Source organism: Bacillus sp. AFS037270 (assembly GCF_002585305.1).
Genome location: NZ_NUNF01000044.1, coordinates 103,291 through 123,163 on the forward strand (window position 1 = coordinate 103,291; position 19,873 = coordinate 123,163).

The 19,873-nt window shown below is 39.7% G+C and carries 14 protein-coding genes; 10 read left to right on the top strand and 4 right to left on the bottom strand.

The features are described 5' to 3' along the window. Nucleotides 1-8: 8 nt before the first annotated feature. Complete coding sequence (gene nasC, locus COD92_RS21620; protein WP_098996530.1) at nucleotides 9-2,144, bottom strand: assimilatory nitrate reductase catalytic subunit NasC; 2,136 nt, start codon at nucleotides 2,142-2,144, stop codon at nucleotides 9-11. A gap of 70 nt (nucleotides 2,145-2,214) precedes the next feature. Next, nucleotides 2,215-4,578 carry a nitrite reductase large subunit NirB gene (gene nirB, locus COD92_RS21625; protein ID WP_098527648.1) on the bottom strand — a complete coding sequence of 788 codons (2,364 nt, stop codon included), beginning with the start codon at nucleotides 4,576-4,578 and terminating at the stop codon, nucleotides 2,215-2,217. 358 nt (nucleotides 4,579-4,936) lie between these two features. On the opposite strand from nirB, the gene COD92_RS21630 reads away from it, so the two are divergent. Then, complete coding sequence (locus COD92_RS21630) at nucleotides 4,937-6,142, top strand: NarK family nitrate/nitrite MFS transporter (RefSeq protein ID WP_098527647.1); 1,206 nt, start codon at nucleotides 4,937-4,939, stop codon at nucleotides 6,140-6,142. A gap of 152 nt (nucleotides 6,143-6,294) precedes the next feature. Here the strand turns inward: COD92_RS21630 and COD92_RS21635 are convergent, their stop codons facing one another. Continuing rightward, nucleotides 6,295-7,860 (bottom strand): flavin monoamine oxidase family protein, encoded by a 1,566-nt coding sequence (locus COD92_RS21635; RefSeq protein WP_098996531.1) that lies wholly within the window; start codon nucleotides 7,858-7,860, stop codon nucleotides 6,295-6,297. 489 nt (nucleotides 7,861-8,349) lie between these two features. Here COD92_RS21635 and COD92_RS21640 point away from each other — a divergent pair, with 489 nt between their 5' ends. From COD92_RS21640 to COD92_RS21660, 5 genes are all read left to right on the top strand, one after another. Beyond that, nucleotides 8,350-9,732: a L,D-transpeptidase family protein gene (locus COD92_RS21640; RefSeq protein ID WP_098532880.1), complete on the top strand. Its 1,383-nt coding sequence runs from the start codon at nucleotides 8,350-8,352 to the stop codon at nucleotides 9,730-9,732. A gap of 281 nt (nucleotides 9,733-10,013) precedes the next feature. After that, the gene (locus COD92_RS21645; protein WP_098532882.1) at nucleotides 10,014-11,585 is read left to right on the top strand and encodes a spore germination protein; all 1,572 of its coding nucleotides are present in this window, start codon (nucleotides 10,014-10,016) and stop codon (nucleotides 11,583-11,585) included. A 17-nt stretch (nucleotides 11,586-11,602) separates the two neighbouring features. Then, on the top strand, nucleotides 11,603-12,712 hold the full coding sequence (locus COD92_RS21650) for a GerAB/ArcD/ProY family transporter (RefSeq protein WP_176541436.1): 1,110 nt from the start codon (nucleotides 11,603-11,605) through the stop codon (nucleotides 12,710-12,712). Beyond that, nucleotides 12,709-13,875, top strand: coding sequence for a Ger(x)C family spore germination protein (locus tag COD92_RS21655; protein ID WP_098532884.1), 1,167 nt, complete (start codon nucleotides 12,709-12,711; stop codon nucleotides 13,873-13,875). The genes COD92_RS21650 and COD92_RS21655 overlap by 4 nt, the downstream gene beginning before the upstream one ends. A gap of 17 nt (nucleotides 13,876-13,892) precedes the next feature. After that, entirely contained in the window at nucleotides 13,893-14,117 is a 225-nt protein-coding gene (locus COD92_RS21660; RefSeq protein WP_098532886.1) for a hypothetical protein, read from the top strand. A 67-nt stretch (nucleotides 14,118-14,184) separates the two neighbouring features. On the opposite strand, the gene COD92_RS21665 is transcribed toward COD92_RS21660, so the two are convergent. Then, the gene (locus COD92_RS21665; protein WP_098532888.1) at nucleotides 14,185-15,033 is read right to left on the bottom strand and encodes an NAD-dependent epimerase/dehydratase family protein; all 849 of its coding nucleotides are present in this window, start codon (nucleotides 15,031-15,033) and stop codon (nucleotides 14,185-14,187) included. 193 nt (nucleotides 15,034-15,226) lie between these two features. On the opposite strand from COD92_RS21665, the gene COD92_RS21670 reads away from it, so the two are divergent. The 4 genes from COD92_RS21670 (at nucleotide 15,227) to COD92_RS21685 (ending at nucleotide 19,810) form a co-directional block, all read left to right on the top strand. Then, complete coding sequence (locus COD92_RS21670; protein WP_098532890.1) at nucleotides 15,227-16,237, top strand: glycoside hydrolase family 43 protein; 1,011 nt, start codon at nucleotides 15,227-15,229, stop codon at nucleotides 16,235-16,237. 229 nt (nucleotides 16,238-16,466) lie between these two features. After that, nucleotides 16,467-17,312 (top strand): alpha/beta fold hydrolase, encoded by an 846-nt coding sequence (locus COD92_RS21675; protein ID WP_098532892.1) that lies wholly within the window; start codon nucleotides 16,467-16,469, stop codon nucleotides 17,310-17,312. Next, the gene (locus COD92_RS21680; protein WP_098532894.1) at nucleotides 17,312-18,520 is read left to right on the top strand and encodes a SpoIIE family protein phosphatase; all 1,209 of its coding nucleotides are present in this window, start codon (nucleotides 17,312-17,314) and stop codon (nucleotides 18,518-18,520) included. The genes COD92_RS21675 and COD92_RS21680 overlap by 1 nt, the downstream gene beginning before the upstream one ends. Before the next feature lie 213 nt (nucleotides 18,521-18,733). Further along, complete coding sequence (locus tag COD92_RS21685; RefSeq protein ID WP_098532896.1) at nucleotides 18,734-19,810, top strand: Gfo/Idh/MocA family protein; 1,077 nt, start codon at nucleotides 18,734-18,736, stop codon at nucleotides 19,808-19,810. Nucleotides 19,811-19,873 lie beyond the last annotated feature (63 nt).

Below are 19,873 nucleotides of genomic sequence, written 5' to 3' on the forward strand. Positions count from 1 at the left end.
TACTTGTTTTAGCTTAAGGGACTTACATTCACGGCACTTAATTTGAATCCAGGCATCCGGCAGACAGGGTCTAGTTCTCCACCGATAAGAACATTCACATTCTGTGAGTCTGCCCAATGAAATGGAACAAAAACGGTATCTGGACGGATTGTCTCGGAGTATTTGCTTCTGACAGTGATGCTTCCTCTTCGTGATTCAATTTTAACTAAGGTATGGTCTGCAATTTGATAATCCATCGCTGTTGCAGGGTGAATTTCCATATAGGATTCAATATTTCTAGCTGCCAACGCAGGACTTCTCCTGGTCTGTACTCCTGTTAAGTAATGAGACATGACCCTCCCAGTCGTCAGATACAAGGGAAACTCGCTGTTTACTTCTTCCTTTGGAACCACAGGTTTATTGGGAACGACAACCATCTTGGCCTTGCCATCAGGATGAGCAAAAGAGGTTTCGAACAGCCTTATAGTCCCTCTATGCTCAAGGTCAGGACATGGCCATAGAATACCGCCTTCCTTTCGCAGCCTTTCATAGGTAATTCCATAATAATCGGCTATTCCACCCCGGCTTGCCAATCGCAATTCATTGAAAATTTCTTCAGCAGATGAAAAAGAAAAGTACTTTTCCTTTCCGAGGGTACGAGCAATATCCACTATGATTTGCCAATCATGCTTCACCTCACCCGGGCATTGGCAGCTCGCTTCTCGTAACGTTACCCTTCCCTCCACATTCGTCATGGTTCCTTCATCCTCTAAATAAGAAGATGTTGGTAAAATTAAATCTGCGAGTTTAGCTGTCTCTGAAACAAATAAATCCACAGCAACAAGGAATTTTAATTTTTTCAATGCATTCTTAACAAAATGTGCATTTGGATTGGAGACAACTGGATTGGAGCACATTAAAAACAGTCCAGTAATTTCTCCTTCATCAATCTTCTCCATTATTTCATAGGCAGAGACGCCTTTCCCCGGCAAATCATCCGGGTCGATTCCCCAAACATCTGCCACAAACTTTCGATGTTCTTTGTTTTCAATCGAACGATACCCGGGGAGCTGGTCAGCTTTTTGACCATGCTCTCTTGCTCCTTGGCCGTTTCCTTGTCCGGTAATGGCCCCAAAGCCACAATTCGGCTTACCTAGCTTGCCAGTAACAACAAGGAGATTAAGAAGGTTACGGACGGCGGCCGAACCATCTGTTTGCTGCTCGACTCCTCTCGCAGTAAAAATCATGCCTGTTTCTTCTTTACCAAACTTGATTGCCGCTTTTTGAATCTCGTTTATGGGAACGCCAGTGATGACTTCTATTTCTCTTAACTCTACTGTGGCTAAATATTCTTTAACCTCATTAAAACCATTGGAACGTTCCTGTATAAATGCCTTATTACTATAATTTTCTTCCACAATGACCTTTAACAGCCCATTTGCTAATGCTGCATCTGTCCCTGGCCTCAACTTTAAATGTAAGTCTGCAAGTTTCGTAGTAGCTGTTTCACGTGGATCAATGGCGATAATAAATGCCCCATTTTCCTTTGCTTTTTCAAAATAAGGCATGATTGTCGGCTGGCACTCCGCGATATTCGTTCCCGCCAAAATAATGCACCGGGTATATGGAATTTCTGCCAGGCTGTTTGTGAATCCTCTATCCATTCCAAAGGTTTGACTGGCAGCTGAAGCAGCTGCCGACATACATAACCGGCCATTATAATCGATATACTTTGTCTTTAAAGCAACTCGGGCAAATTTACCAAGTAAATAAGCTTCTTCGTTCGTAATCGATGCACTCCCATACACTGCTAAGGCATTAAGTCCGTCTTCCTCTTGTATTCTAGTAAATTGAGCTTTTATCTGCTCTAAAGCCTGTTCCCATGAGATCCGGACAAATTCCCCATTTACCTTTAACATCGGATATTTTAATCGTTCCTTGTTAAAAGCATGCTGGTAAGCATTCATTCCTTTGACGCATAGACGCCCCTGGGTGGTTGGATTATCCTTGCCGACCGTTTTATATTGTTTTCTTGAAACAACAGACTGTTCGATTAATTGCATCTTACACTGCATACTACAATAAGGACATTGGGTATTATATACCTTTTCCGTTTGCACTTCCTTTTGCTTTTTTCGGAAATACTTTAACATCAATTCCGTCAAGATTCCTCACCTTTTCGTCCTGTAACTTTTATTATTCGCCTTCATTCTTACCGAAATGATTCATTAACTTTTACTGATAGTCGCTGTTCACTAAAATACTTTTTCTTACTGACAGTTCTTCGTCCAACCGCACTAATAATTCCTGGCGAAGCTCTTGATCAAACAATGCTTCTCTTACATGGATTAAGCCTAATCGATCGAGCCATTGCCAAGTTCGTTCCAAGTAATTTGCCGATTCACGATAATACTGAATCAGCCCCATAATGATTTCAGCAGCTTCAGCTTCCGTGGGGACAACCGCCAATAATTGCCCTGAACGCACCATTCTCCCGCTGCTGCCTCCTACATAAATTTCCCAGCCTAATCCGGTTCCAATGATTCCAATATCTTTAGTTGTGGAGCCTGCACCATTATGCATACAGGCAGAGACACCAATTTTTACACGATATGGGGTTTTTAAGGATGCCAATTTCCTTTCAAGAGTAACAGCCAGCTTTAAAGATGGTTGTTTATTACACTGACAAACATGTTCGCCAATGCAAGTCTTGACATTTTGTACCCTATTTCCATATGTGCTGCTTAACGGCATGTTTAAGTCTGCACATATCTCACTTAGCACATCCTTTTTTACATCCATTAAATGAATTCTTTGTTCACTTGTAACAGCAATGTTTTTTACGCTATACTTCTCAGCAACCTTCGCAATGGTACGTAACTGTTCTGCCGAAGTTATACCGCCATACATTTGGGGAATCAACGTGTACGCACCATTCTCTTGAACGATTACATTCAACCGTTCGTCTTCAAACTGAAGCTCTTGTTCGCTTTCGTATTCTGGATAAATCATTCCTAGATAATATTCAAGCGCCGGACGACAGGTGCTGCAGCCATTCTTGCTATTCCAATTCAGCTGCTCTATTACTTCTTGTGGGGAAGTTAAGCCGAGGAGCTGCATCTCTTGTACCACTTCATCTTCTGTCAGAGAGGTACAGGAGCACATGGATTTCTTCTTAATAATTTCATTACAAGCATCGCTCTTTATATAGGCTAGCAGCTCCGTGACTAACGGCTTACAGCCGCCGCAGGATCCTGATGCCTTCGTGCATTTTTTCACTTGGTCAACGGTTGTCAATCCTTCTTTTTGAACGGCCTCCAAGATCGCACCCTTTGATACTCCATTACAGTTACATACTATTTCACTAAGAGGCATTGAAGCCATTGAACTGCCGGCCTCAGGTGAAGATTGCAGTAAAGCGGCTTTTTCAAGGTCCGATACATCCTGTTGTTTGATCATCATATCTAGCAATCTCGTACGGTCACTGGTATTTCCAAAAAGGACCACCCCGATGATTTTATGATCTTTAAAGACCACCTTTTTATAGATCCGATTAACCTCATCATATAGTTTAATTGACTTCGACGAGGGGTCCTCATGTACCTGTCCGGCTGAAAACAGCTCTATACCTGAGATCTTTAATTGTGTCGAAAGAACGGAACCCCTATAGCCTTGGTCCTCAATGCCGCAGATATGCTTAGCCAACGCCTTTCCTTGTTCATACAGCGGCTTAACTAATCCATAAACACTTCCGCGATGTTCAACACATTCCCCGACGGCATAGATATTCTCGATGCTCGTTTGTAAGAAGTCATTCACGAGGATGGCTCGATTTATTTCTATTCCACTTTCCTTGGCTAACTGAACATTCGGCCTAACCCCAGCTGCCATCACAACTAAATCTACGTCAAGCTTGGATCCGTCTGTAAAAATCAGCCCTTCTGTCCGGCTGCTTCCGATAACTTCTTGTGTTTGTTTTTCAAAAAGAAACTTCATTCCTTGGTTTTCCAACTCAGCTTGAAGCATTTTCGCTGCAGTTTGATCTAGTTGCCTATCTAATAAATATTGGCCAATGTGGACCACACTTACTTCCATTCCAAGGTTGAGGAGCCCCCTTGCCGCTTCGAGCCCTAACAACCCTCCGCCAATGACAGCGGCTTTTTTATACTGCTTCGCTGTTTCCATGATCGACTGACAGTCCTCAATTGTTCGAAAAGTCGTAACTCCCTTTTTATCCGAACCAGGTATCGGCAGAAGAAATGGAACCGAGCCAGTCGCTATAATGAGTCGATCATAAGAAATCTCTTGCTTTTTATCTGTAATGACAACCTGTTTTACGGTATCAATCTTTACAACTGTTTCCCCGGTAAATAGTTTAATTTGTTTTCCTTCATACCAATCACGATCATTTATGGTAATATCCTCAAGCGATGTATCGCCTTGCAGCACAGTGGACAAAAGAATCCGATTATAGTTTACATGTGACTCACTGCCAAAAATCGTAATTTCAAAAGCTTCAGGATTCAGAGTTACGATCTCCTCAATACAACGTACCCCTGCCATCCCGTTGCCTACTAATACTAGCTTTTGCTTCCTCATAACAAACCTCCAGTATTGTAAGAGTACATCCTACAGCCATGAATAACGTTTATTATTTCATAAGTTAACGCAATAGAAATCAATCATGTTATATTTCCTAACACGAAAATTTCCATGTTAGAAGACCTTACAGCATCCATGACAAAAAAATGTTGGCAGATTATTCTTACAACATGCAAAAAAATAAAAAAAAGCTGGAGGGTCCAATATGAAAAATGAAGCGAATTTATTCTCATTCTTACTGATACTAGGGAAGGTTATCTTTTCAAAAAAGCCAAATGTCGGCTGGTAATACGTATTTAAAAGCGAAAGCAGTTGGTACCGATTTACTGTACACAAAAGGAGTGAAAGTACTGGTATGAAGTTAGCAGAGTTAAGAAAAAGTGGTCATGCACCATCATTAGTTGCCTCATTTTTATACTTTGATGTCAGTTTTATGATTTGGGTGATATTAGGTGCGCTTGGGGTTTTTATTACAAAGGACTTCGGTCTATCTCCCGCACAAAAAGGACTCATTGTAGGGGTTCCTATTCTTAGTGGTTCATTTTTCCGGCTGATCCTTGGCGTCTTAACAGACCGAATTGGACCGCGCAAAACAGCCATTATTGGAATGCTTGTCACGTTGGTTCCACTTGTTTGGGGATGGTTATTTGGCAAGACATTAACAGAACTTTATTTAATAGGTATCCTTCTAGGGGTAGCGGGGGCAAGCTTCGCAGCAGCTATTCCAATGGCAAGCCGCTGGTATCCTCCTCATTTACAAGGATTAGCGATGGGAATTGCAGGTGCTGGGAACAGTGGAACCCTGTTTGCCACGCTTTTCGGCCCGCGTCTTGCAGAAAATATTGGCTGGCATAATGTAATTGGGTTAGCAATTATTCCTCTCTCAATTGTATTTATTCTTTATATCCTAATGGCTAAAGATGCACCAGTACAGCCTTCAGCCAAAAAGGCAGGGAAATATTTTACTATTTTTAAACAGAAGGATACCTTGTATTTCTGCCTGCTTTACAGTGTTACTTTTGGCGGATTTGTTGGATTATCAAGCTTTTTAAGTATCTTTTTTGTAGACCAATATCAATTATCGAAGGTTAGTGCGGGGGATTTTGTAACACTTTGTGTGGCGGCTGGGAGCTTTTTCCGCCCTGTTGGCGGTGCCATTGCGGATAAAATTGGCGGCACTCGTCTTTTGACCTTTTTATTTATAGCGATCGCCCTATGCATGTTCGGTGTCAGCCAGCTTCCACCTCTAGCGCTTGTCACAACTTTATTGTTCTTCGGGATGTTATTCTTGGGAATGGGAAATGGAGCCGTCTTTCAATTAATCCCGCATAGATTTAAAGATGAAATAGGGAGGATTACCGGCATTGTTGGAGCAGCAGGCGGCATCGGCGGGTTCTTTGTCCCAAATATCCTAGGAACACTCAAACAAATGACAGGAACCTATACACCAGGCTTTTTGGTTTATGCTGGAATTGGATTAGCTGGTTTAATCGTCGTACTTATTGCAAAGCTATCTTGGCGAAAAAGCTGGGTATCTAAGGAAGCTTCTAGACAAATTTAACTTTTCTCTACAAAACAACTAATCTTATAAGAAAAGCGCAAGCGCCNNTCGAGGGGTTAGGCGCTGGAGCTGGACAATTCTCTAGGTAAAAACTTTTATACTTACCTTAAAATGAAAAGGGACATTCCACCACGGAGTGTCCCTTTTCTTAACTATTTTAAATGAAACAAATCACTAATTACCTCATTTGCAGCCCTTTCTCCCGTTTCAACGGCTCCATTTAAATATCCTGGATACTTAATCGAAGTATGCTCACCGGCAAAGAAGATATTGCCTTCCCGTTCCCCCGGAATACCAGCAAATTTCGTAAATTGGCCAACCTTCCAATAGGAATACGCTCCTTTGCTCCATTGATTACTTAACCAGTGATCAACAGTAGATAAGCCATTCCAGTGTATTTCGCCATCAGGCAAAACATGCTTTAACTTGTCCAAAAAATCCCTAGTCCTTTCCTTTAACTCCTCCTCTGTAGAGGTCATCTGACCTGCTGCTGTATCAGCACCTGTAAAGTTGACAAGGATTCCTGATCTACCAGGCTGTGCACGAGAGGACTCAAAAGTCTGCTGATAGCCTGTATCGGCAAATGTTTCTCCGTTATTTCCAAGCCCCTTCCAGAATCGATTAGTAAATTGGACATGAAGTTTCGTATTAACGCCCATTCCAAGCTCCTTAATCGCTGTTTTTTTTAATGAACAAAATCTTGCATTCTCATAATCTATCATCCTTAAAATTTTAAAGGGTACAGTCAGAATTACTTTATCTGCCAAAACTTCAAATTCTTTATCAGCTTCTCGAAAATAGAGTCTTATCTCATTTTGATCATTTTGTTCAATCTTTACTAATTGAGAATTAAATCTAATTTGTCCATTAAGATTTTGGGCTAATAGTTCGGGGAGTTGATCATTGCCTCCCCTTATATGAAAGCATTCATCTGAATCTCCGTAAATTTGAAAGCGGTCAGATTGAACAAATCCTAATAAATAAAGTAGATTTAATGCACTTTGTTGATCGGCATCAGCTCCATTTTCAATCGTATAGGCAACTTCTAATAATTTGCCAAATTTAGAATCAATCCCTCCTGGAACGATTTCATTGATATAATCAGTAACGGACATATGATCCAATTCATATCCGCGTTCTGTGTAGCTATTATAAAGTGTCATTTCACCAGCTTCTTTTAAATCCCTTTTTAGTTTAGGGAGAATCTTTATAAAATCATTTGTTACATCTTCTAAGGAATAAGGACTTCCATTGAAAAAATAAACTGGTGCAGTTCCTGCTGATTCTGCCATGGGTAAATTATCAAGCTTTAAACCTAGTTCTTTTACCAGTTCGAGAATCTCCTTATGATTCGTATCAATGAATTCACCACCACGTTCGACAATTTGTTCCTCCTTGAAGAAACCCCTCCTTGTCCAACAACGTCCCCCAACCCGCCCCGTTGCTTCATAGACTGTAGATGAAATTCCAGCCTGCTTCAAACGATAGGCACAAGTGAGCCCCGCCAAACCTGCTCCCACAATAACAATTCTGTGAGGATTTTCTTTATTCCTGTTGATGTTAATTATTTGATTGATTTCCTTTTCCGCAGTAATATGATTTTTTTCAGGGTTAACCGCTTGTAGTAAAGCTTGTCCAGAACTTATTTGATTCATCAGCTCATTACTTGCTATTGCAAAACATTTTTGCAAGATACTTGCCAATAGTGTTCGTGTCAAGAAACCACCCCTTTAGGCAAAAATAGACCATGCTCATCATTATTTGATTTACTATCGTACAATAGTAACGATCTTTAATAAAATATGCATGGCATCTTTAATTTGCTATAGGCAATCAGGTGGTTCTGCCTTTTCCGTTGAAAACTGGCTCCTCCTTATTAGCATAATGATCAGCTGCTTTATTCCACAAAAATTGTAAATTTTACATTTTAAGCATTTTCACTCAATAATACCTACATTTTTCCTGAGTCTTTTTTACCCGTTCAGAGGTCTCTAAATCATGAGTTTAACAAGCAGATATACATATTTGCGATACATTTTCCTTTTATTAATCTATCTTTTATAACTATAAAAGGTAACAACCGAGTGAAATTTTGGTATTATCTTGGTATAATTGAAATAGTCATAAATGCTCTAATAGCTTACTAGATTTTCGAATTAAATAGTTTCAATATTGGAAATACTTAAACTCCTTTAGAGGTGAAGGTCTTGCGTAAAAATAAACTCATCATTGGCAGCAGCTTCATTGTTATCATTGCGATAATATTTGCGGGTGTCTACTATTACCAGTCAACCCATTTCAATGCACATATCACGATCAATAACACAAAAGCGGGCGGCCTGACTGCTGAACAAGCATTAAAAAAACTTAAATCAACAGTATTAAAAAACGATGTCTATATCGGAAAAGATCGTATTTTCGATGGTACAGATACGAAGATGGAATTCACGAGTAATGATCTTGCTAGTGTGGAGAAACTGTTAAAAAGCCAGCAGACTTTTTGGCCTTCTTCAAAAGAAAAAAACTTTTCCCTACAGCCAGGAAAGGTGGATCTGTATCGAAACCAAACGATGAAAAAACTTGTAGAGGAAAAGCTCCTTTCTATGAATAAAAGCTTATTAGCTCCTAAAGATGCGGAGGCCCGTTTAGAACAGGGCAAAATTGTCGTCTCTAAAAGTGTTGATGGAAAGCAATATGATGTCACTCAATTATTAAAGGATTATCAAAAACAGGAATATACCAGTGAAATCTTTTTGAAACCTGAATACATACAGCCGATCAAAGAAGACAGTCCAATTGTAAAAAAAGAAGAGAATAAGCTGAAGGAACTTGTTCAACGTACCGTTGATTATAAAGTTCAAAATAAGGTTTATTCTTTACAAGGCAGTGATCTAATTCAAAATGCCACTGTGACAAAAGATCTGAAGGTTACGATTAACTCGGAAGAAATTAAAAACAAGATTAATGATATTAATGACGCTCAATCCACATTAAATAAAGATTTCAAATTTAAAACCCACTCAGGATCAGTCGTAACAGTAAAAGGAGAATCCTACGGCTGGGCTATTAATGTTACTAAAGAATCAAAGCGGGTACAGGAAGCCTTCGAAAAAGGCGAAAAATCACTTGAGGCAGGGTCTATTTACGGATCTGGCTGGAGTACTTACGGAACCGGCTATAATGCCACAACCAACGGTGGGATTGGGGGCACCTATGCTGAGGTGTCCATTAAGGACCAGCGTATTTGGATTTATAAAAATGGGAAATTAGCTTTTACAACCAATGTAGTTACAGGCAGACATAACACGAATGAAGATACACCACCGGGAGTGTGGTATGTCATGTATAAAGAAACTCCTTCTGTACTTGAGGGAACTAGTGTTGGTCATGGGAATTATTCAGTTAAAGTTCAATATTGGGCACCATTTACACTTAGCGGCTGCGGGTTCCATGATGCGAGCTGGCGAAGTAACTGGGCAAGTAATGCTTACCTTACCGCAGGGTCAGGCGGCTGTGTCAATACACCGTCAAGTGCTATGAAAACTGTATATAATACGCTCAGTAAAAATGAACCCGTAGTCGTATATTAATAATAACAAGCAGAAATTGTTTTATAGACAAAAGAGGCAGGAAATCATTATCAATGATTTCCTGCCTCTTTTTACATTAATACTTTCATACAAACGGAGTCTTTAAAACAGTTCTCTGAATTAAAGCGACAAAAAGAGACATATCTAATAAAAACAATTCTTTGGATAAAAAAACCATTTAGGTATCAAAATAAAACGAAGGTAAAATCCATAAAAACTATTCATTTACATCCATAGCCATTCTTTTTGAATCACAATCAAAGTATAGCGGGGAAGTTGGGATGAAATTATTTAGCATTTTACGCAAAAAAATAGATTCAGTTGAGTCAAAGCGACAAAATGGTGATGCAGAGAACCAGTTAAAAAAAAAAGTGCTATCTAAAAACTTGTCCGATAATGAATGGGTTCTAAAATCTATCTATACGGATTGCCCTGATGTGATCTTTCGAAACTTTATTTTAGGTGGAAATACCTCCGCTATCCTTGTTTATTTAGAAGGTTTAGCGAACATAGAAGAGATTGACCGCAGCGTGCTTACACCATTAATGGAAATAGATGAATTAACTCCAGCAGGCACAGAGGTTATTATCAAACAAAAATTAACTGTTTCAAAGGTGACCCAATTAACTACTTTTGCCGACATCATTGAACAAATATCTAAAGGAAACCCGACTATTCTTATTGACGGACACTCACAAGGTATTTCAGTTGGATTATCTAAAAGCGAGAAACGCTCTGTCGAGGAACCAATCGCTGAATCTGTTGTTCGCGGACCTAGGGATGGTTTCACCGAAACCATCGGGGTTAATATTTCACTTTTGCGCCGCAAAATCAAAAGTCCTGATTTAAAAATGAAATCCATCACTCTGGGAAAGTATAGTCAAACCCAGGTGGTCTATATGTATATGAAAGACATTGTCGATGATACGTTGGTAGAAGAGGTCGAGAACAGATTAAGCCGAATTGATATAGACGGTATTTTGGAAAGCGGTTATATTGAGGAATTTATCGAGGACGACCCTTTTTCTCCTTTTCCGCAAATGATCAATACCGAGCGCCCGGATTCAGCTGCCTCGCAACTGCTTGAAGGCCGGGTAGTCATATTGACAGACGGTACACCCTTTGCCCTTATTGCACCTGTTACATTTTATTCCTTGCTTCAGTCACCTGAAGACTATTATCAACGGTTTATGATTGGAACATTAATTCGTTGGCTGAGATACTGCTTTTTACTAATTGCACTGCTTCTTCCTTCCTCTTATGTGGCGATTCTGACGTTTCATCAAGAGATGATCCCAACAACTCTTTTGCTTAGCGTTGCGGAGTCCAGAGAAAAGGTACCTTTTCCTGCCCTAATTGAGGCCCTAATAATGGAGATTACATTCGAGGCACTGCGGGAAGCCGGGCTTCGATTGCCAAAACAAGTCGGCTCTGCCGTTAGTATTGTCGGAGCACTGGTAATTGGGGATGCGGCGGTCTCTGCCGGTCTTGTATCGGCACCAATGGTTATGGTCGTTGCGATTACAGGGATTTCCTCCTTTGCCATCCCACGCTACAATGCCTCCATTGCCATCAGAGTGCTTCGTTTCCCGATGATTTTTTTCGCCGGGACACTTGGGCTGCTTGGTATCATGCTCGGTATTCTATTCATTATTGTTCATTTATGTACATTACGTTCATTCGGGGTTCCATATCTGGCTCCAATGGCCCCATTAAAGGGTTCAGGAACAAAAGATGTTTTACTGAGAGCTCCTTGGTGGTCTCTTAGACAGCGTCCACACCTGACAGGAAAATATAATAAGTATCGCCAGTCAAGGGGACTCAGACCCGGGCCTGGTAATGAAAAGGATTAGGGAGGTGAATTGTATCTATGATTGAACGCGGGAAAATATCTTCTATTCAAATGGCCATCATGATGAATCCTGCTATTCTGGCAACCGTCCTCATGTTAGTTCCTGCCATAACAGCGAAACATGCAAAACAGGACCTTTGGCTGTCTCCGATCTGGGCTTCTGTTACAGGGTTTATCGTTGTCTATATCGCCTATCGTCTTCATAAGCTCTATCCTAAAGAAACATTAATACAATTCAGCGAACGAATACTCGGAAAAATAATCGGAAAAATAATTGCTGCTTGTTATTTACTGTATTATTTGCATCTAACCGGCATTATTATCCGAGAGTATGGCGAGTTTGTCTCAGGTACATTCCTTCACCTCACTCCAATGGTGGTGGTTTTAGGATCTATGGTGGCCGTATCCGCTTTTGCTGTCTACGGGGGACTAGAAGTGATTGGAAGGTGTTCTGAAATCATCGTACCAGTTGTTCTCCTCCTTTATCTAACCATTTTTATATTGCTCTTTAAGGATTTAGATATTAACCATATGTTCCCTCTCTTAGAAAATGGCCTAAAACCTTCATTACTTGGCTCCGTTGTACCGCAAAGTTGGTTTAGTGAATATATTGTCATCTCATTTTTCCTCCCTTACTTAACCGATCAAGAAAAGGGACTGAAATGGGGAATGTTGTCGGTATTTAGTGTGATGTTTATTATGGTTATTACCAATTTTATGACTTTGTTATTACTTGGAAAATTGAATTCAGTGGTAACCTATCCCGTGATGATTGCAGCAAGGTACATAAGTATTGCCGATTTTTTTGAACATTTGGAAGCGGTTGTTATGGCCATTTGGGTAGCGGGCGCATTTGTTAAAATTACAGTCTTTTATTATGCCCTCGTACTTGGGATGGCTCAATGGCTGAAACTGTCTGATTTCCGGCCATTGGTTTTACCGACAGGTCTATTGTTGATTCTGATGGGAAAATGGTCGGCAGCCAATCTGCAGGAACTGGCTCACTTTCTTAGTTCGACAGCCCCTTTTTATTTACTAACTTTTCAATTGTGTTTACCTGTCATTATGTTATTTATTGCATTAGTCAAAAATAGATCGAAGCAAAAGAAAGGAAAGACAGCAGGATGAATCACCCCTTTTTTAAATATTTAGTTCTATTTTTCTTGATCCTATCAAGTGTTTTTTTAAGCGGTTGTTGGGACAGGCAGGAACTAAATAATTTGGCATTGGTTACGGCAGCAGGAATTGATAAAAAAACCGATGGGACGATTGAACTTATCGTTCTTACCATTGTTCCAAAAGGGGAGACAGGACAACAAGGGACAGGCGGTGGCAGCAGTGTAAAAACATTCGTACGAAAGGCAACAGGTAAAACGCTTGCTGAAGCCATGTCCAAACTTCAGGAAATTCTTCCGCGTCAAATTTTTTGGGGAATATGTAAAGTATTCATTATTGATGAGGAGCTTGCCAAAGAGGGAATTGCCTCACATATTGACTTTATCATGCGCTATCCGCAAATTCGGGAAAGTACAAATATATTTATTAGTTCAGTAAAGGTGAAAAAGGTCTTAGGCCTCTTGCCCCCGCTTGAGCGTGATATTTCAGAAGTGCTTAAAGAGTTGGTCTCGCTAAAGATTGGAATGGATGTATCGACAAAAGATCTGGCGGAAATGATGATCAGTGAATCTGGTGATCTTGGGGTTCCGTGGATAAAGATCCTTCCCCCGGAAAAGGGCAAAGGAAAACAAACCATTGCTTATATTACTGGAACGGCCATCTTTAAAAAAGACAAGATGATCGGCCATATTGATGATTCAGTGACAAGAGGGGTCTTATGGTTGAGAGATGAAATCGAGCTGTCTACTGTTTCTTTGAAACCGGAGGAAACGGATGGATATATTTCGTTGAAATCTCTTAATGCTAAGACAGAGTTAATTCCCAAAATTGAAAATGGTAAATGGAAAATAGTCTTTAAAGCTACAACTGAAAACGATATTGTACAAAACTCAACACCTCTAGACGCCTCCAATCCCAAAGTAGCCGAAAAGCTTCAAAAACTTTTGGAAAAGAGAATTGAAAAGAAAGTAGAAGTGGCACTTAATGTTGTGCAAAAGGATATGAAAGCTGATATTTTTGGATTTGCCGAAGCTTTTCACCGGAAATACCCAAAGATTTGGAAAAAAGAAAAAGATAACTGGGATAAAATTTATCCAGATGTTGAAGTTTCATATGATATAAACGCACATGTTCGCAGACAAGGAATGAACTCAATTAATCCTAAATTCCCTTAGAACGAGGTGAAAGAAGAATGAAATGGGGGACTATTTTAGGATGTACCGCATTAATTATTGTGATCATCCTTTTTCAATCGTCCAGATTAAAGAAGAAGCAAGTTAAGGAAAAGGCAGCACTCCTTACACTATCTATTTTGGGGTGGATGCTGGCCATCCTAATGCTATTTTTCCCTGATATGCCTGGTCCTACTCAATTTATAGACTGGATATATAGACCTCTTGGGGAACTCTTGAAATAAACACGGGCAAACACGGGGACGGTTCTTATGCTTCGAAAGCATGAGAACCGTCCCCGTGCATCTACAATTAAAGCTTAACGTAATCTCTCCATTTATGAATGGGCTTCCAATTTAGCAGCTTTTTAGCCCTTTCATTGTTTAATAATGGCGCGAAACCGGTTAAGTCCCTGCGGAAATCCTTTACAGATGGATAGCAAATTTCCATTAATTGTTTGCTCTCAATGTCCATACTTGTTTCATCGGCACCAATATTAAGGGCAACAGAGCCAAGACCGTCGGTTTCAATAGCCAACCGGTAAGCGGTTGCAGCATCCCTCGTGTCAATATAACTCCATAAAATAGTTTTTCTTTGTTCCGCGTCATGAATAAAACCAGGGAAATTATTATACATTTCTGGAGAAATAACATTTCCTAATCGAAACGAAACTACCTGCATACCTGTTCTTCGGTGAATCATATCCGCGGTTTTCTCATTAACAATCTTGGACAACCCGTAGCTTTCTTCCGGCAATTGTGGATGGTCCTCCTCTATTGGTACATATTGAGGCTGTAGATTTTGCTTTGAAAAACAAATGCCATATGACGATTCACTTGAAGAGATGACAGCCTTTTTGATTCCTAAATTCCCTGCCGCTTCTAAAATGTTATAAGTGGACATGACATTATTTTGAAAGGTCACTTCATTTGGGTGTGAGTAAGCAACGGGAATCGCTGCAAGATGTACTACCGCATCAGCACCAGCCAATACTCCGTACACCTCACCTAGATTGGTCAAATCTGTAATAACTGTCCGACAAAGCGCTTGTTTTGGATACTTCATATCTGCATTCACAACATCATACCCATGGTCCAAGAATTCTTTTATGACGTCCGCTCCCAGAAGTCCACTTCCACCTGTTATGACTACTTTTTTCATGTCCACTCCTCCATTTATCATTGGCTTGCATACTGTTATTGACAATTCTTTGTTGATTGCATAAACTAAGTATATTATAAAACCAAATATTTTCAAGTAAATCGTCTTAACTTCTTGTTCTATATAAAACGCTTCCTACTTTTATACATAACTAAAAATATATTAAAATCTTAAATAGTAAGGGGATCAACAAATGGAAAAAATCGTAAAACCCAATACACCGTTAGTGGAACATATCTATACAGCCGACCCTTCCGCCCATGTATTTGAAGGTAAAATTTATATTTATCCTTCTCATGACCTTGATCATGAGGGACCTTCGACTCACGAAGGGGAACACTATTCGATGGAAGATTATCATGTCCTATCGATAGATGATTTTGAATCTCCTTGTGTGGATCACGGGGAATCGCTTCATGTTAAGGATGTCCCATGGGCAAAGAAACAGATGTGGGCACCAGATGCAGCATATAAAAACAATAAATATTATTTATTTTTCCCTGCTAAGGATACAAATGATATTTTCAGAATTGGGGTCGCTACAAGTTCAAAACCTGCTGGTCCTTTCACACCAGAAAAAGATTACATTCCCGGTAGCTTTAGCATTGACCCGGCTGTTTTAGTAGATGATGATGATAAGGCCTATATGTATTTTGGCGGACTTTGGGGAGGGCAACTAGAGAAGTGGCGGACAGGCGCTTATCTTCCTGATGGGGAAGGTCCTGCTGATTTAGAACCTGCTTTAGGACCAATGGCAGCAGAATTAAGTGAAGATATGCTTACCTTTAAATCAAAACCTCAGGAAATTTTGATTGTGGATGAAGAGGGAAATCCAATCCTTGCTGGTGATGAGTCAAGGAGATACTTTGAAGGCCCATGGGTTCATAAATACAAGGGAATTTACTATCTTTCTTATTCTACTGGTACCACACATACAATTGCATATGCCATGAGTAAAAATCCTCAAGGACCATTTGTTTACAAAGGAACTATTCTTACTCCTGTAATAGGATGGACCACCCATCATTCAATTGTTCAATTTGAGGATAAATGGTATTTATTTTATCATGATTGCTCTTTATCAAATGGAGTCGACCACAAGCGCTGCGTTAAATATACTGAATTAAAATATAACGAGGACGGGACCATCCAAACAATAGACCCTTATAAGGGATCAAAATCATTAAATGAGGTAAACCTTTAAACATTGTCATAATAAGTAAGTAAAAAAAGGCCATCTCTTTAGAGTTGGTTTTTCACATTTGATGCACTGATGACTTTGTTTATTGTTTAAACTAGGAAACGCATAGGAACAATAGTTCAGAATACCAAACTATTAAAGTGAGGTCCTTAGTACTATAGGAGAAAACCCATTTTTAGGAAGGGAAGTGATATGATATATAAATAATATAATACTAGAAAGGAGCATCAGGATGGACCAGGATATTTTATTTCGGAATAATGTGAAGGTAAAAGGCCATGGCAGACAATCAATTATTTTTGCTCCCGGCTTTGGTTGTGACCAAACGGTTTGGAAGTCAGTTGCCAAAGCGTTCGAAAAAGATTACCAAGTCATTTTATTTGATTATGTAGGTTTGGGCCGTTCAGACATACATGCTTATGACTCGAAAAGATATAGCAGTCTTGCAGGATACGCACAAGATGTATTGGATGTTTGTTCAGCCTTAAATTTAAAAGACCTTGTATTTGTTGGACACTCTGTTGGAAGTATGATTGGTATGCTAGCATCATTGAGTCATCCTGAGTACTTCTCTCATCTTGTTATGATTGGTCCTTCTCCATGCTACCTAAATGACCCTCCGCATTACTATGGAGGCTTTGAAAAAGAGGAGCTTTTAGGTTTGATTGATATGATGGACAAAAATTACATAGGCTGGGCGAATGTTTTTGCCTCGACGGTGACAAATAATCCAAAGCGACCAGAGGTTAAACATCAGCTGGAAGAACGTTTTTGTTCCACTGACCCTATTATTGCGCGTCAATTTGCGGAGGCAGCTTTTTTTGCAGACAATCGCAGCGACTTAATAAAAGTAACAGTACCGTCGCTTATTTTACAATGTTCAAATGATATTATTGCTCCTTTAGCGGTAGGAGAATATATTCACAAGCATCTTCCTAATAGTATGTTGAAATATATGGATGCAACAGGACATTGCCCGCATATGAGCCATCCCGAGGAGACGATCCGCTTAATCCGCCAATACCTAAGCATGGCTTCTATAGATGTCAGCTTAGCAGGCAGAGGAGTTCATTTTTAATGGACGAACAATTGAATCATGCACCATGTGGATTTCTGACTTTGTCAGAAGATGGAGTGATATTATCCATTAATCAAACATTGCTCAAGATACTCGATTACACCCAAGATTCATTAACAGGGCAGCATGTCAATTCTATCCTTACTGTCCCTGCTCGGCTGTTCTTTCAATTCTATTTTTTTTCACTTTTAAAACTTGAACATCAGGTTGAGGAAATGTATATTTCACTATCGTCCAATAAGGGCGAAGAGATACCCGTTCTTATCAACGCTCTCTCTAGAAGAGTAAAAGAGACAACTGTATTTGAGTGTATTCTTATCCCGATGCGCAAAAGAAACGAGTATGAAAATGAATTGCTTTTAGCGAAAAAGGAAACCGAAGAAGCCTTAAAAGCAAAGCATAAAGTGAATGCAGAATTAGAGACTACCCTTAAAAGGCTCAAAATTCAAAAGGAAGAACTACTTGAACTTAACAAACAAAATCATAAATATAAAATAGAAACAAAGAAAGAGTTGGAGCTTGCTAGAATTATTCAAGAAACATCACTAACCGATCCGATTAACAATGAAAAAGTTCAAATGGAAGTATTCTATAATGCATCTGATGAATTATCCGGTGATATCTACGGGATTTATCAAATTGATCAGCATCGCTATGGAATCATCCTGCTTGATGTTATGGGCCACGGTATTTCTTCAGCTTTAATTACGATGACTCTTCAATCCCTGTTTCAAAGATTAATTTCAGCAGGATTTGCTGTTGATATTGTCATGAAAGAATTGGATAGCCACCTTCACAAATTGTTTCGGAATAATGAGGAAGCTAGGCATTATTCTACCGGTATCTTTCTTTTAATTGATACAGAAAAGCAAATAATAGATTATATCAATGCAGGTCATCCCCCTGCTTTATGGCAGGACTCTGACGGAAAACAATATGAATTATTTTCTACAGCCCCACCACTTGGAACCTTTGAAGGTGTTGAATTTAAAACTAAGACCTTTACCTTTAGAAAGGGAGGCAGACTGCTCCTATACACTGATGGTGTTGATCCCCTTGCTTCTAATCATTTAGCTCCTTTATTAAAGAAAACAATATCATTACCTTTATTTAAACTAAAAGAGGAAATATTACAGTCCTTAAATAATGAAAAAAATGTCTATCATAAAAGCGATGATGAATCCTTTATTCTCATTCACTTAAAATAATCATAAATAACAACAAAACAGATATTATAATGGCAATCGAATTGGTTTACTCGGTTGCCTTCTGTTGTACTTCTACGAATTAATACACCTTTAAACCCTTGGCTACTAGGTTGGCTCATTTTACTAGTTTTTGGCCGACAATAAACTCTTGACTACCCTGGCACTTGATCTTCTAGAAAAAATAAAAGGCGATAGATTTGGAGGTACTTAACGGTGATTAATTTCAGTATTATTGGTGGCGCTAGCTTCCGGGCACAATATTATTTGAGAATAGCCCAGGCTCTGCCTGACCAATTTCATGTCTCTGGAATCGTTGTAAGGGATGAGGCTAAAGGGCAATTAGTAGAACAAAAGTGGAATGTAGCCACTTATCGGAATCTAACTCAACTGTTGGAAAATGAGCATCCTGACTTTGTGGTAGTATCCGTTAGTGGATCAGCATGCCCTGAATATTTACTGCAATTGGGAGAGCTCGGGATTCCTGCATTAGCCGAAACTCCTCCAGCTCCAACCATAGATGGATTAATTACTCTGCACGAGAAGCTTACTTGTAAAGGAGCAATAGTACAGGTCGCTGAACAATACCATCTACACCCGATCCAGCAGGCAAGGCTTTCTATTATTCAATCTGGAAGATTAGGAAATGTCACACAAGCCACCGTTTCTATTTCCCACTTTTATCATGGCGCAAGCTTGCTGCGAAAAATGCTTAGAATTGGCTTTGAGGATGCAGTGATTAGAGGAATGAGATTTAAAGCACCAATAGTCGCAGGTCCAGATCGCAGTGGTCCTCCAAAGGAAGAAAAAATCATTGAGGCTGAGCGAGACCTAGTTTGGCTAGAATTTGATAAGCAAAAGTTAGGAGTTTATGATTTTACAAAGGACCAACACCGTTCTTGGATTCGCTCCAATCATTTATCTGTTCGTGGCGACCGTGGGGAAATATTCGATAACCGTTTGACAGCATTGACTGATTATTCTACACCTGTTCACTTGGATTTAAAGCGTATTAACAAAGGAGAGGAGGAGAACCAGGATGGCTACTATCTTGAAGGAATCATAGCAGGAGAACAATGGATATATCGGAATCCTTTTATCCCAGCAAGGCTTTATGATGATGAGATAGCCATCGCTTCATGCTTAAAAAAAATGGGAAAATATGTAGCAGGAGGACCAAGTTTTTATAGCCTGCCTGAGGCCTCCCAGGATCAATATCTTGGTCTTATGATGGAAAAGGCCATTCGTTCTTCTGAATTAGTACGGACTGTACGCCAGCCATGGGCAGAATAAGCTACTCATAAAAAATGCCCACAATATGTGAGCATTTTATTTTCTATTACAGAGCAGAGCGGT